The organism is Hoylesella oralis ATCC 33269, assembly GCF_000185145.2.
Classification (GTDB): Bacteria; Bacteroidota; Bacteroidia; order Bacteroidales; family Bacteroidaceae; genus Prevotella; species Prevotella phocaeensis.
Window position 1 is genome coordinate 270,606 of the sequence record NZ_GL833119.1, and the last position, 14,757, is coordinate 285,362.

The 14,757-nt window shown below is 46.8% G+C and carries 13 protein-coding genes; 6 read left to right on the top strand and 7 right to left on the bottom strand.

From position 1 onward, the window contains the following. The first annotated feature begins 178 nt into the window (after positions 1–178). Positions 179–2,530 (top strand): GH92 family glycosyl hydrolase, encoded by a 2,352-nt coding sequence (locus HMPREF0663_RS03815; protein ID WP_004368886.1) that lies wholly within the window; start codon positions 179–181, stop codon positions 2,528–2,530. A gap of 117 nt (positions 2,531–2,647) precedes the next feature. On the opposite strand, the gene sucD is transcribed toward HMPREF0663_RS03815, so the two are convergent. Together sucD and sucC are read right to left on the bottom strand one after the other, a co-directional pair. Next, on the bottom strand, positions 2,648–3,529 hold the full coding sequence (gene sucD, locus HMPREF0663_RS03820) for a succinate--CoA ligase subunit alpha (RefSeq protein ID WP_004368887.1): 882 nt from the start codon (positions 3,527–3,529) through the stop codon (positions 2,648–2,650). A gap of 38 nt (positions 3,530–3,567) precedes the next feature. After that, complete coding sequence (sucC, locus tag HMPREF0663_RS03825) at positions 3,568–4,710, bottom strand: ADP-forming succinate--CoA ligase subunit beta (RefSeq protein WP_004368888.1); 1,143 nt, start codon at positions 4,708–4,710, stop codon at positions 3,568–3,570. 586 nt (positions 4,711–5,296) lie between these two features. On the opposite strand from sucC, the gene HMPREF0663_RS03835 reads away from it, so the two are divergent. Both HMPREF0663_RS03835 and HMPREF0663_RS03840 read left to right on the top strand, forming a co-directional pair. Next, a complete protein-coding gene (locus HMPREF0663_RS03835; RefSeq protein ID WP_004368894.1) occupies positions 5,297–5,995 on the top strand; it encodes a DUF6563 family protein in 699 nt (232 codons plus the stop codon). A 142-nt stretch (positions 5,996–6,137) separates the two neighbouring features. After that, the gene (locus tag HMPREF0663_RS03840; protein ID WP_016665390.1) at positions 6,138–6,605 is read left to right on the top strand and encodes a nucleoside deaminase; all 468 of its coding nucleotides are present in this window, start codon (positions 6,138–6,140) and stop codon (positions 6,603–6,605) included. Positions 6,606–6,627: 22 nt separating this feature from the next. On the opposite strand, the gene HMPREF0663_RS03845 is transcribed toward HMPREF0663_RS03840, so the two are convergent. Further along, a complete protein-coding gene (locus HMPREF0663_RS03845; RefSeq protein ID WP_004368903.1) occupies positions 6,628–7,128 on the bottom strand; it encodes a hypothetical protein in 501 nt (166 codons plus the stop codon). A 3-nt stretch (positions 7,129–7,131) separates the two neighbouring features. Then, entirely contained in the window at positions 7,132–7,809 is a 678-nt protein-coding gene (locus HMPREF0663_RS03850; RefSeq protein WP_004368904.1) for a hypothetical protein, read from the bottom strand. Between the two features lie 130 nt (positions 7,810–7,939). Between HMPREF0663_RS03850 and HMPREF0663_RS03855 the strand changes: the two genes are divergently transcribed. Next, positions 7,940–9,424: an alkaline phosphatase family protein gene (locus tag HMPREF0663_RS03855; RefSeq protein ID WP_004368906.1), complete on the top strand. Its 1,485-nt coding sequence runs from the start codon at positions 7,940–7,942 to the stop codon at positions 9,422–9,424. 210 nt (positions 9,425–9,634) lie between these two features. Next, a complete protein-coding gene (locus HMPREF0663_RS03860) occupies positions 9,635–10,663 on the top strand; it encodes a carboxymuconolactone decarboxylase family protein (protein ID WP_231375167.1) in 1,029 nt (342 codons plus the stop codon). A gap of 109 nt (positions 10,664–10,772) precedes the next feature. Here HMPREF0663_RS03860 and HMPREF0663_RS03865 read toward each other — a convergent pair whose 3' ends face one another. Then, complete coding sequence (locus HMPREF0663_RS03865; protein ID WP_004368908.1) at positions 10,773–11,291, bottom strand: isoprenylcysteine carboxyl methyltransferase family protein; 519 nt, start codon at positions 11,289–11,291, stop codon at positions 10,773–10,775. Between the two features lie 565 nt (positions 11,292–11,856). Between HMPREF0663_RS03865 and eno the strand changes: the two genes are divergently transcribed. After that, positions 11,857–13,164, top strand: coding sequence for a phosphopyruvate hydratase (eno, locus tag HMPREF0663_RS03870; RefSeq protein WP_004368910.1), 1,308 nt, complete (start codon positions 11,857–11,859; stop codon positions 13,162–13,164). A gap of 76 nt (positions 13,165–13,240) precedes the next feature. Here the strand turns inward: eno and HMPREF0663_RS03875 are convergent, their stop codons facing one another. After that, positions 13,241–14,143 (bottom strand): YitT family protein, encoded by a 903-nt coding sequence (locus HMPREF0663_RS03875; protein ID WP_004368911.1) that lies wholly within the window; start codon positions 14,141–14,143, stop codon positions 13,241–13,243. 271 nt (positions 14,144–14,414) lie between these two features. After that, positions 14,415–14,741 carry a cupin domain-containing protein gene (locus HMPREF0663_RS03880; protein ID WP_004368912.1) on the bottom strand — a complete coding sequence of 109 codons (327 nt, stop codon included), beginning with the start codon at positions 14,739–14,741 and terminating at the stop codon, positions 14,415–14,417. Positions 14,742–14,757: the final 16 nt, after the last annotated feature.

Below are 14,757 nucleotides of genomic sequence, written 5' to 3' on the forward strand. Positions count from 1 at the left end.
CTATTCGCCGTAAAGTCGAGGGGTAAGAAAGCGGCAAAAGTCCGTTACAGGCATGCCGTTTTAGTTAATAATTCCCAATATATACCAAATAACGAGCATGCACATCGGCCTTTCATGTATTATTTTCTACATTTGTAGGAAATACTAATTCTAAATAAATCATTTTTACATTTCATTCATGAAGAAAACATTATTTCTGCTGTTAGGCATTGCAGGTATGCTGCTTGCATCGTGCAACGGCCGAGAAACGGCGAAAGAGGAGAATTTAACGCAGTATGTAGAGCCGCGAATAGGCACGGCTCATTGTCGTTATTTCCACTTCGCACCCGGCGCAATGCCCTTTGGAATGGCGAAGCCCGGCCCTTCTACCAATGGTTCTCTGGGCAACAAGTCGGGCTGGGAGGCCACGGGATACGACTATCGCGATAAATCTATCGAGGGTTTTCCCTGCCTGCACGAGTTTCAGGTGGGCGGTGTGGTGCTCATGCCTACCACGGGCAAGCTCGTAACAGTGCCCGGATTGCCCACCGATACATTACGGAAAACGGGCTACCGCTCGGCATTCAGCCACGACGAAGAGGTGGCTACGGCGGGCTACTACTCCGTTATGTTGAAAGATTACGACATAAAGGCCGAAGTTACAGCTACCGAACGTGTGGCTTTCCAGCGTTATGTGTTCCCCGAAAGTAGCGAGAGCCATATCCTTTTCGACATAGGAAATCGGCAAGGAGAGAGCGGGGCTGTCGCCGATGCATCGGTAACCTACGACGATAATGGGCGCATTGAAGGCTGGGTAATCACCGAACCTGAATACGTTAAGAAGTATCAGCCCGGGGCTAATGTGCCTATTTATTTCTCGGCAGTGCTCGATAAAAAGCCCGATACAGTGGGCACTTTCGTAGGCGACAAGGTTACTCAAGGAGCCAAAAAGGTAACGGGCAAAGGTGCCGGACTGTATCTCACGTTCAAGACTTCTAAAGATGAAGCCGTAACAGTAAAGGTGGGTGTTTCTTATACATCTGTGGAAAATGCTCGCCTGAATTTGGAAACGGAGGTCAAAGACCTTACTTTCGACGAAGCTAAAAAGCGGTCGCACGACACGTGGCAGGAGTATCTGAGCCGCATTGCCGTAGAAACTAAGGTGAAAGAAGATAAGGTGAAATTCTATACGGGGCTGTATCATGCGCTGCTCGGTCGTGGTGTTGCCAGCGACGTGAACGGCGCCTACCCGCGGCACGACGGCAAAATCGGACAGATAGAGCTGAAAGACGGCAAACCCGCTTTCAATCTCTATAACACCGATGCCATGTGGGGAGGGCAATGGAACCTTACGCAAGTGTGGATTATGGCATATCCCGAACACATGAGCGACTTCATAAGTAGCCACTTACAGATATATAAGGATTGCGGTTGGTTGGCCGATGGTGTGGCCAACAGCCGCTATGTATCGGGCGTAGGCACCAATCAATTGAGCAATATGATTGTGGCTGCCTACATGTGCGGCATACGTGATTTCGACATAAAGCTGGCATACGAGGCTTGTCTGAAGAACGAACTCGAGGGACGGAACCGCCCCTTAGGCGCCGGAAAGGTAGATGCCGACAAGTTCGTGAAATACGGCTATGTGCCTCATGAAGAAACCGGAGAGGGCCCCGACGAGGCGTTTATGTTCTCTGCATCCCACACCTTGGAGTATTCTTACAGCGCTTGGGCGGTGGCACAGTTTGCCAAAGCGCTCGGTAAGAACGACGACTATAAGAAGCTGATGAACCTTTCGAAGGGCTGGGAACGTATCTACGACGATAAAGCCAACTTCGTTCATCCCAAGAAGGCCGACGGTACGTTTGTAGAAAACTTCGATCCGTTGCAGGTATGGCGTGGTTTTCAGGAGGGTAACGCATGGCAATATACATTCTATGTGCCTCACGATCCGCAGGCACTTGTGGCAAAGGTAGGCGCTGAAGAGTTCACCAACCGCTTGGACAGCATCTTTACACTATCGCAAAAGAAGATATTCAGCGGCGGTACAGAGGTCGGTGCGTTCGCCGGTTTGGAGACCTTGTACAATCAGGGCAACCAACCATGCCTGCATATCTCATGGCTTTTCAACGATGCAGGTAAGCCCTCGCGCACACAGAAGTGGGTTCGAGCCATCTTAGACGAGTTTTACGGCACCGAAGGAATTCATGGTTACGGCTACGGACAGGACGAAGATCAAGGACAGTTGGGCGCTTGGTTCGTCATATCTTCTATAGGTCTCTTCGACGTACATGGCCTCGACGCCTCCGATCCGACGTTTGCGTTGGGCAGTCCGCTATTCGATAAGGTCTCTATTCGCCTGAGCGACAAGTATTACAACGGCGGTACGTTCAACATACGTGTCAACGGTAACAGCAAAAAGAATATCTTTGTGCAGGATTATAGGCTGAACGGAGAAACGCTGAAAACGCCCTATTTGCCGTTTAAAACATTCATCAAAGGGGGCACACTCGAGATGAATATGGGTGATACACCGAAAGATCGTTATTGACAGAACGGTGAAATAAGATACAAAGAATAACGGGATGCCCACGAAGAGCATCCCGTTCTCTTTTCGTATTTTATGCAGACGGGCGGGGTTGTGTGCCCGTTCGTCGCACACGACTCTTTATCCTTTCCGCTTTTCCAGCTGCTTTTTCAAGAGCAAGGGTATCTCGCTTGTCTCGTTGGCTACGGGAACTCCCGCCGCTTCAAAGGCTGCAATCTTCTCTGAGGCAGTACCCGAACCGCTCGAAATGATGGCACCTGCATGCCCCATTTGCTTGCCCGGAGGTGCCTGACGGCCAGATATAAACACGGCAACCGGCTTGGTTACGTGGGCTTTAATGTACTCCGCAGCACGTTCTTCGGCATCTCCACCGATCTCACCTATCAGGGCTATGCTGTCTGTTTGGGGATCTTTCTCGAACATTTCCAGCAAGTCTTGGAAATAGAGCCCCACAACAGGATCGCCGCCCACGCCGACTGCCGTAGACTGTCCTAAGCCATTCACGGTAAGATTGTACACAACTTCGTAGGTAAGCGTACCGCTTCGGCTGATTACACCCGTATGGCCTTTCTTGAAAATGTTAGTGGGCATGATGCCGACCATGCTCTCTTCCGGCGATATGAGGCCCGGACAATTCGGCCCTATCAACCGTGCACCTTTCATACGGATATAGCGTTGCGCGATTACAGCATCCATCGTGGGCACTCCTTCGGTAATGCAAACAATGAGTTTTATACCGCCATCCGCCGCTTCCATCATAGCATCTTTGGCAAAGGGTGCAGGAACGAAGATGACAGACGTATCAGCTCCCGTGGCTGCAACGGCATCCTTCACGGTGTTGAACACCGGAATACCGTCTACTGTTTGTCCCGCCTTGCCCGGCGAGGTGCCGCCCACAACGTTGGTACCATAGCTTTTCATTTTCGACGCATGGAAACTCCCGTCGCGTCCGGTGATACCTTGTACAATCAATTTCGTATCTTTATTGATCAATATACTCATAATCTTTCAATGTTAAATGGTTCTGTAAACGATGTTTCTTAGGCGAGCGACCGAGCGAGTTCCACGGCCTTATGCCCGGCATCCGCCATGCTTGTGCCCACTGTGAAGCGGGTTCCGTGCAGCAGTTCGCGCCCTTCGACCTCGTTAGTTCCCGTAAGTCGTATTACAATAGGTATCTTTGTGTTCAATTGTTCGAATGCTTCGATCAAGCCTTTTGCCACATCATCGCAGCGTGTAATGCCACCAAAGATGTTGATGAGCACCACCCTGACATGCTTATCGCTAAGGAGCAGTTTCATTGCCTCGACGATCTTCTCCGGATTAGAGCTGCCTCCGATGTCTAAAAAGTTGGCAGGTTCGCCGCCATAAAGCTTGATCATGTCCATCGTGGCCATAGCTAAACCGGCGCCGTTTACCATACATCCGATACTTCCACCGAGGTTTATGTAGCTGAACCCCTTATCTTTAGCGGCCTGTTCCTTACGCTCTTCCTCTGTTGGTTCGAACAATTTAAACACGTCTTCGTGGCGGTAAAGCGCGTTATTATCAAAGGTCATCTTGGCATCGATGGCCTTCAACCGGCCGTCTTCGGTCAGAACGAGCGGATTGATTTCGGCAAGCGAGGCATCTTTCTCGGTAAACAAGCGGTAGAGATTCTTAAATATAGGCACGGCTTGCTTTACCTCTGTCATGTCGTCGAATAGCTTGAAGGCCGCTTCTCTTGCCAAATAATCGGTCATACCCACAAGCGGATCGATCGTTATTTTATGTATCTTCTCGGGCGTTTCGCGGGCTACTTGTTCGATATCCATGCCCCCTTCGCGGCTCAACATCAGCAAAGGCGACTTCGATTTGCGGTCGATAAGGATGCTCACGTAATATTCCGACGCGATTGCAACGGCCTCTCCGACGAGTATTCTGTCTACCGTAAAGCCTTTAATAGTCATACCCAATATCTTCGAGGCATACTCGCGAACCTCTTCTTCGCCGTTGGCAACCTTCACGCCACCAGCCTTTCCGCGCCCTCCGGTGTGCACCTGTGCTTTTATAACCGCCCGATCAACGCCGAGAGTGCGGTAGGCTGTCACCGCTTCTTCTACCGTACGGCACAGGATACTCCTGTCTACGGGCAGCCCGTAATCGGCAAAAAACGCCTTTGCCTGATACTCATGAACCTTCATAGTAATATATGTTTTAGATGTTATTGAATGTTTCGTTCTTCTTTGCAAACTTACATATTTTTTTTCTATTTTGCATATTCTTGCGACAAAAAGTTCGAGTGGTAAAAATAAATGGGGTGTACAAGTGTTGCAAAGGAAATGGGAACGGGCGTTTTCGGATAGATATAAACCGAAGAAACGGGTACCAAAAGCGCATCGATAGCAGAAAATATTTTATTTGTTGCTAACAGATATTCCGATAATTCGGCACATCTATCGCCGATAGGCAGCCTGCCTGTCGGGCTTGTACGGGCATTCTATCGAAGACAGAAACGCCATGTACGAACGGTACCAATATTTTTCTCTGAAAATAGACAAGGCGGATGCAATTCTAAAAAGCGCCCTCTGCCATACCTGCAATAGCTTTCCGCCCGCTGTTCAGCAACAATATTTTCCGCATGATAATTTTGTTTTCTTGATAAATATCTATAACTTTGCAAAGGTTCGAATCAAGAAAAACATGAACAGAACTGTTTTGCGTGCACCGCAGGCATAAACTATATATTCTGAAAACATAATGTAAAACGATGTTTAATTCCAAGTTATCATGAAAAAAATATTTATAGTAAAGGCGGTAGTCATACTTGCCGTTGTCCTTTTCGTAGTCTCTATGCCCGTGCAGGCCGGCAATACAGACACTATAAAAGTGGTTCAAAAAGTACCCACCTGCATAAAATATTGTACGAATTACGACGATATGATGGCCGAAAAATGGCAACAAGCAGACTCTGTTCAGGTGTTTACCAAGAGTCGTGCCAAACAAATGTGGTGGGGAGGAAATGACTTTAAGTTCGATACGGGTAACAAACACACTAATAAACTGCTGAAGAAATATGCTTTCGCCGTTATGTATAACGATACTTTACTTCTCAACACCGGCCTTTATACAGACCGCGGAGTGCGTTTTAACACGGGTTATACCCGTGGTTACCGCATGAAAGACGGCAGATTGCTGATTACTTATTTTAATGTAAAGGAGGCTGGAAGCCGAGCTATGATGGGAGGAGCGTTCGGATTGGTTGGTTCTCTAATTGCATCGGCATCGAACAGTAAGCTGATTAAACAGGATGTTTGTTATATCATTATGCACGGAGAAAAGAAAGCATTCATTATAGACGACAAGCAGATGAGCACTCTGTTGGCCGGACGGCAAGACCTGCTAAGCGAGTATTATGCCGTGGAAAAGAAAAACAGATTGCATGCAGATGTGATAATGCCCCTATTGGAAAAGGCCGGAATACTATAAACTACGGTCCTCCCTCGTAGCTTTAACTTTTACTCTTACGCCTGTCTGCCGAGAATATATTGGCGGTCTGTCTGCCGATATGGGTATTTTTTTGTACCTTTGTGGGCTTGTTTGAAACGACAAGACCTAAAAACAATTTATGATGAAACAAACAGATTTGATGCGCAGAGCTATTGCGTTGTCCGAACAGAGTGTAAGAAACGGGGGCGGACCTTTCGGGGCTGTTGTCGCAAGGAATGGCGAAATCATCGCCGAGGCATCCAACCGTGTAACCATAGACCATGATCCTACAGCGCATGCAGAAGTGAACGCCATCCGCAAGGCTGCCCGCGAACTCGATACGTTCGATCTTTCCGGCTGCGATATCTACACCAGTTGCGAGCCTTGCCCTATGTGTCTCGGCGCCATTTATTGGGCACATCTCAACCGTATTTATTATGCCAACGATCGTAAGGATGCCGCAAGGATTGGCTTCGACGACGACTTTATTTACAAAGAAATTGCTCTGAAACCGGCCGACAGGCATAAACAAATGTCGATACTCCTGCCCGATGAGGCCCGCAAAGCCTTCGAACTGTGGGAACAAAATGCGGAGAAAACGGAGTATTAAGTACAGAGAAAGGGCGGAATATTTACGGGTTCGCGGGTTCGATACGCTGGAATGCCAAGCGTTCATCGCCATTCTGCAAGTAGATGATGCCGCAGTATTCGAAGTTATGTTTTAGCAGAATGTGTTGCATAATGAGGTTGTCGCGATGGGTGTCTATGCGGATATTGTCGGTAAAGCCCCTTGAAAAGTCGACAACAGCCTTGAAGATACCGTGGCACTCCGGCATTCCGACAATGCGATGAATTACATAATAAGGCTTTTCGTCATCGATCCAAGCTCCCTCGTAGATGTGTTTATAAGTGCTTTCCGGCCCCTCCACCAGTACGAAAGTGCCCACCGTGCGCCCTTCTTCGGTGCAGATATAGCTGTCGCCTCGCTCTATATCGCGGATAACCGTACGTATATCAGGGCTTCCATCTGCCCACTGTTGCCGGTTGCCGCTACGTCTCATAATGCCGCGCCCTATATCTATCAACCGCATAACAGACTGCAAGTCGCCCTTTTCGGCTTTTCTAATGTGCATGATTTACCGTGCTATGAACTTTCCGTCGTTATCGATAAGGCCTTTTACCTTACCTTTAACGGCCTCGAAATAAGGAGGTTCATCGCGCAGAGAGATATTGTTGTACACGAAATCGGCCACAATAGTATCTTTGCCGTCGGGAAGTATCAGCCCCATCTTACCGTTCTTTTCTACGATGATGGGCATTGTACGAAGATCATCCACGTAAACATAGCATGTTCGGATGAAGTCGTAATAAGGATGAACGAGCACTCTACCCCGATGATCCTTTATGCCGAACTTGCCTTCCTCTTCGAAAACCTGATGATATTGCACATATTTACTTTTGATACGGTTTAGGTAAAACACCATTTTACGCTTATCGTTGACAAGTTTCAGCATATATATAAAGGTGTCGCAATAATTGGCCATGGCCCGCGTCAGTACGATCTTGAAGTCTAATCCGCTCAATACTTTACGGTTTAAATCTATATATCGCGCAATCGCTTCTTCCTTCTGTGGCACCGAGAGCTGCGATAATTGTTGTTCAAAACGCTCCATCATGCGCTTTGTACCCGACATCCCTTTGATATATCTATGTATCTGACGGGACATCTCATCACATACAAACTTGTCTATTTGCTGTACCTCTATGCTGTCTACATACCGGTCGTCGAAGTTTTCTTGTGTTATCTTTTCCATGGAATATTACTCCTTTTTGCCAAAGGTACGGCATTTTCTGCACTCAACAAAACGAAATATCATATTTTTTCCGTTTTTACAATAATTATAGGTACCTTTGTGATGTTCAACATTATATTTTAATAACGATATGAAAAAGATTATCCTCACTGCTTTTTTGTGCCTCGTAACATCGATAGGTTATGCACAAATCGAAAGACCTAAGCTCGTTGTAGGCCTCGTAATAGACCAAATGAGATGGGATTACCTATATTATTATTACGATAAATATCGAAACGACGGGCTTAAACGGATGTTGCGCGAGGGTTACAGTTGCGAAAATACGATGATTAACTATATACCTTCCGTTACCGCAATAGGCCACGCGAGCATTTATACCGGCACTGTACCGGCGTTACATGGCATTGCCGGCAATAATTTCATGATAAACAACAAGTGGAGTTACTGCTGTTCAGACTCTCTAGTTAAGAGTGTAGGAAGCACAAACAGTGCAGGTAAGATGTCTCCACGCAATATGTGGGCCACCACAATAGGCGATGTACTGCGCATAGCCACCGATTATAAGTCGCGTGTATTCGGTGTTGCGATCAAAGACCGTGCCGCTATATTGCCGGCAGGCCTTAATGCTAATGCCGCTTATTGGTGGGACCAAGAGGCCGGAAACTTCGTTTCGAGCACTTATTACATGGATGAACTGCCGAAATGGGTACAGGATTTCAACCGTAGGAACCACACCAAGCCCGGATATGATATAAAAACAAGCAACGAAGGAGTAACGATGACCTTCAAAATGGCGCAAGCTATCCTTGATAACGAGAAGCTCGGACAAGGTGATGTTACTGATATGCTTTGCGTAAGCATATCGTCTACCGATGCTATCGGGCACACTTACAGCACAAGGGGTAAGGAGAATTACGAGGTATATATGCAACTTGACAGGGATATAGCGCAATTTCTCAATGTTCTCGATACCAAAATCGGGCGAAACAACTATCTGCTGTTTCTCACAGCCGACCATGGCGCCGTGCATAACCCTAACCAGATGGCCGCCCACAGAATGCCTGTAGACGGATGGGATGTAACAAAAACGACAAACGAGCTGAACACCTATCTGAAAAATAAGTTCGGTGTAGATAAATTGGTTACACGTGCTTACATGAATTTTCTTTATCTCGATCACGACGCAATCGGGCATGCAGGGCTGGAACTCGGTGAAGTAAGGACCGCTGCAGCCAACTTCTTGAAAGCCGACACCCAATTCCTATATGCCTTCGATCTCGAAAAATCAGCCATAGAGCCCTTGCCTGAGCCTATTAAAGAGCGCGCCATCAATGGATATTGCCACAACCGAAGCGGCGATTTAGCCGTGATTTTAAGAAACGGATATTTTGACTGGCCATATAAACCCGACTATAAAGGAACTACGCACGGTGCATGGAATCCTTATGATACGCATATCCCGCTCGTGTTTATGGGCTGGAATATCAAGCATGGAGAAACGTCTGTACCCGTTAAGATGGTAGATATCGCCCCCACAGTGTGCGCTATGCTCCACATACAGATGCCCAACGCCTGCATAGGCAATGCCATATTGCCCGTGAAAGACCGCCAATAACACCTTTCATATCTACCGAATAAAGTACTGCAAAGCCATGTTTTTCCGTAATTGTGGTACTTTATTCGGTAATTTTTTTAGCTATCTCTATTTCTTTTTACCCTATCTTTGCAAACATAAAAAGTACAAATTATGGACATAAAAAGAACATTTGGGACTGTAATAACGGCACTCTTATGCATTTGCAGCCCCATTAAAGCACAAAAGAACATGGAACTGACAGCACGACATCAAAGTCTTTCGGCCATTGCAGGCTTGGAAGCAAAGGGAGATTTGGAACGTCTGTACACGACAATTGATGAAGGTTTGAACCGCGGACTTACCGTTGCAGAGATCAAAGAGGCACTTTCACAGCTGTATGCTTACACGGGTTTCCCGCGTTCTCTTAATGCCTTGGGGCAGTTGCAGAAGGTTGTAACCGACCGAAAGGCAAAGGGTATATCCACTGAATTGGGAAACGACGGCGATATACTGCCCAAAGACTTCAATTCTCTGCAGGAAGGAACGAAGATACAGACACAACTTACGGGCAAGCCATTTAGCTATGACTTCAGCAAACGCGAAGACTATTACCTCAAGGCCCACCTTTTCGGCGACATATTTGCAAGTCCTGTACTCAGTCATGCCGACAGAGAAGTTGTAACATTGAGTGCCATAGCTTCGCTGAAAGGTTGCGAGAGCCAACTTAGAGCACATGTCCGCGGGGCTTACAACATGGGTGTAAGCCTCGAAGAGTTACGGTCTATCCCCGATATACTGGCTACCTATGTGGGCGATATGGAAGCCTACCGCGCACGCAAGGCCATTGCAGCGGTGATGAACGAACCGTTCAGCGAGGGCGCACCGATAGAAAATCCGCTCTATCCCGTGGGAACTCCCAACACGGCATACGCCAAATACTTCATCGGAAATAGCTATTTGCAACGCATTGGCGAGGGTGAAATACCGATGGCCAACGTAACTTTCGAACCCAAATGCCGCAACAACTGGCACATTCACCACAAAACAGGACAGATACTTATTGCTGTGGGCGGCCGCGGATGGTATCAGGAGTGGGGCAAGGAACCCGTAGAAATGAAACCGGGCACGGTTATCGAGATACCTGCAGAGGTAAAACACTGGCACGGGGCGGCCAAAGACAGCTGGTTCCAGCACATTGCATTCTCGATACCCGTAGAAGGTGCTTCCACTGAATGGCTCGAAGAAGTGGACGATACCTACTATAATAAGCTGCCGTAACCACCTTATTAATATATAAGGTGCTCCAATATTGGAGCACAGGCATAACTCGTATACCGGCATCGGCGCCCGTCTGAAAAGAATACGGCAGGCACCGATGCCGGTATTATTATTCTTGTTTCCACAATGCTTTCATGGCATTCTCTTCCTGACGGATGCGTATTGCCAGCAAACAGCCATATAACGGCAACCCTACTGCCACGGTGTACCATGCGTTACAGAGTAAACTAACGCCGATAAGCTCGGGAATAATATTAAGATAATAGTTAGGATGACGGACTTTTCTGAATAAGAAACTCCTTTCAATTCGATGGTTAGGAACGATATACAGCTTTACCGTCCATACATCATGCAGCTTGTAAATTACGTAGAATAGCATTGCATACGCGAAGGTCATCACACCTACGCCCCACATAGATAGCGCATTGAAGTCTGTTTCGGAGATATAAGCCTCATACAAAGCAGAGAAATAAAAAGCAATGTGGGCAAGCGTAAGCAAAAGAGAATTGAATTTGCCATATTGCACGGCACCTTTCTTTCGAATATGTTTCTCGTTTCGGATAGAATAAGACAACGAAATCAAGCGCAAGGCAAAGAATACAATGAATGTAAAAATAATGTACCGCATAACCGGTTGTGGTTTTTAAGAAATTAATACTGTTTATGTTCACACAAAACAGACCATTCCAAGGTCTGCTTTTATTCTATTTCAGCTTATCGATCAGGTTCCCCTGAAACCGTAATATCCTGAATAATCTCCTTTCGGATTGCAAAGATACATAATTTCAATCCTGCTTCCAAATATTTAAACCGGTAGTTGCAATTGCCGTATAAAAGTCGGCAACTTCTTAAAAACGCATTTGCAGACAACCTTAGCTGTCCGCTCTGTATGAATTACATGTAATGCCTGTTCCCGTTAGGCATACCGTGTATTACGAATACACAGCTTGTCTATCGCCGCTACCCGTAACCATGCCGTATGCCATCTCTACTTTGCATTCGATTTAAGTGCAGAATTTACGACCGCGCAAAGGGGTTAATTATTACAAAATAGCCTATTAATATTAGAAACAAGATTTCGTTTTTCGGAAATTTGGCATTATCTTTGCAAATGAAACAGCAATGGCCTGCCGCAGCAAGTTTATAGAAACAGCAACGACAATATTTTATTTAATTAAATAAAAACAATAATTATGGTAATTGAAAAAGTTCACGCTAGAGAGATTTTAGACTCTCGTGGAAACCCTACAGTAGAGGTTGAAGTAACATTGGATAATGGCGTTGTCGGTCGTGCAAGCGTACCATCAGGCGCCTCAACGGGCGAGAATGAAGCGTTAGAGCTTCGTGACGGCGATAAAAAACGCTTCGGCGGGAAGGGCGTTCTTAAGGCTGTAGAGAACGTAAACAACGTTATCGCTCCTGCTTTGAAGGGCGACTGTGTGCTGAATCAGCGTGCTATAGACTACAAAATGCTGGCACTCGACGGCACTCCTACTAAGAGCAAGCTCGGCGCAAATGCCATCCTCGGCGTATCGCTTGCCGTAGCTCACACTGCTGCACAGGCCCTTGGTCTGCCGTTGTATCGCTATATAGGCGGTGCAAACACATATACTTTGCCCGTTCCAATGATGAATATCATCAACGGAGGTGCCCATTCAGATGCGCCAATTGCATTCCAAGAGTTCATGATACGGCCCGTCGGCGCTCCTTCAGAGAAAGAGGCAATCCGCATGGGTGCCGAGGTTTTCCATGCTCTTGCTAAGCTCTTGAAGAAACGCGGGCTATCTACAGCAGTGGGAGACGAGGGAGGTTTCGCTCCTAAGTTCGATGGAATAGAAGACGCACTCGATAGTATAATCCAATCAATCAAGGATGCTGGCTACGAACCCGGTAAGGATGTCAAGATCGCGATGGACTGTGCAGCATCGGAATTCGCAGTACAGGAGAACGGTAAATGGTATTACGACTACCGCCAACTGAAGAACGGAATGCCGAAAGATCCTAACGGAAAGAAGCTCACAGCGGCAGAGCAGATCAAATATCTTGAAGACCTGATTACAAGATACCCCATCGATTCCATCGAAGACGGACTCGATGAAAACGACTGGGAGAACTGGGTAGAACTGACAAAGGCCATCGGCGACCGCTGTCAGTTGGTAGGCGACGACCTGTTCGTTACCAACACAAAGTTCTTGGAGAAAGGTATCAAGATGGGTGCAGCTAACTCTATCCTGATCAAGGTGAACCAAATCGGTTCGTTGACAGAGACGCTCGAGGCTATCGAAATGGCTCATCGTCACGGTTACACCACGGTTACGTCTCACCGTTCCGGCGAAACAGAAGACACAACCATTGCCGATATCGCCGTTGCAACCAACTCGGGCCAGATCAAGACAGGTTCTATGAGCCGCACAGACCGTATGGCTAAGTACAACCAACTCATCCGCATAGAGGAAGAACTCGGCAGCACTTCCAAGTACGGTTATACCAAACTGAAGTAATACATTACTCCATAAGCAACAAAAGCGGGAAGACCTTTAACAGGTTTTCCCGCTTTCTATTTTATGTAGACAGGAACTATACTGTTTTCGAATGCGATTTATGGCGCACTTTGAACTTATCGAAACCCTCGCCATACACGCCGATAACCGCGCTTTGAGATACGAAAGCGGCGGGATCTATTTCATCGATAAGGCTGAAAATCTTATCGGATTCGCTCTTTTTAGCCAACACAAAAAGCATTTTCACCTCACGTCCGGAATAGAAACCGCTGGCATTTATGACCGTACAACCGCGGTGCGGGTTCTCATTGATACGGTGCCCGATTTCCTCATACTTATCGGATATGATGAAAAACTGTACCGAACGTCGCATGGAATTGACCACTTGATCTACGCAAAAAGCCGTTACGAAAAGCACTACATAGCCATAGATCACCTTTTCCCAGTCGTGCAAAACGAAATAACTCGAAGAGATAATAAAGATATCGCAAATCAATATCACCCGTCCCAGCGATATGTCGCGATACTTGTTTACGATGGCAGCGATGATATCCGTACCGCCCGTGCTGCCATTAGCCGATAAACCGAGCCCTACCCCCGTACCGCAAAAGGCAGCACCTATAACACTTGCCATAAACGGTTGGTTCTTCAACAGCACTACCCCCTTCATTGTTTGCGTGGCAAACGTGGTAAGAAGCGTAAGTACCAGTATGGCAAAAATGGTTTTGACACAAAATTTAAGGCCCAAGATACGCAGGGCAAACACCATTAGAATGGCATTAATGACGAAATAGGATACCTCTACATGGGTACCGGTCCACCAAAATATGACGGAAGAAATGCCGGGTACACCACCCGTGGCAATACTGTTGGGCAGCAAGAACACATTCCAACCGATGCAATAGAACATCATCGCGATGCCTATAAAGATATAATCGCGCAGCTCTTTAAACAGTGTAGCTTTATCAAACGCCTTCATCAACGGTCATTAAGATTTATGGAAGCAAAGTTAAGCGAAGAAAAGGAGATGGCAAAATAAATTTATTAAAATGTTCATCCTGCCTTGATAACTTTTTTATCTTCATGGCCTGTCGGCGATAGAAGCACTGCTTGTCTGCCTTATACCTTATGCCTATCCTCCCTACACAGGCATCCTATCGGGCACATTCTTGCATTCTGTTGCAAACACAGGCGGTACTCCGCATGAGAATACCGCCTGTATTTCCATCTCAAGCATGCCGTTCGCACCGTTAACCTCGTATCATCGTAATCAACATTTTGAAGCGGTGAACCGCATTCACGGCATGGGGATGATTGGCAGGAAGGATAATCATTTCGCCTGCCTTGGGGTGATAAAGTTCACCATCGATCATTACTTCGGCCTCACCGTCTATAATCAACAGCGTTGCATCGTAGGGTGCGCTATGCTCACTCAACCGTTGACCTTCATCAAAGGCAAAGAGCGTTATACTTCCGGCATTGCTGTGTTCAAACTCCTTGCTTACAATACCGCCCGCAGCATAATCTATCAATTCGTTCGGGCGCAGTACCTTTTTCTTTTCAATCACCTTATCCATATCGTTATTTGTTAGT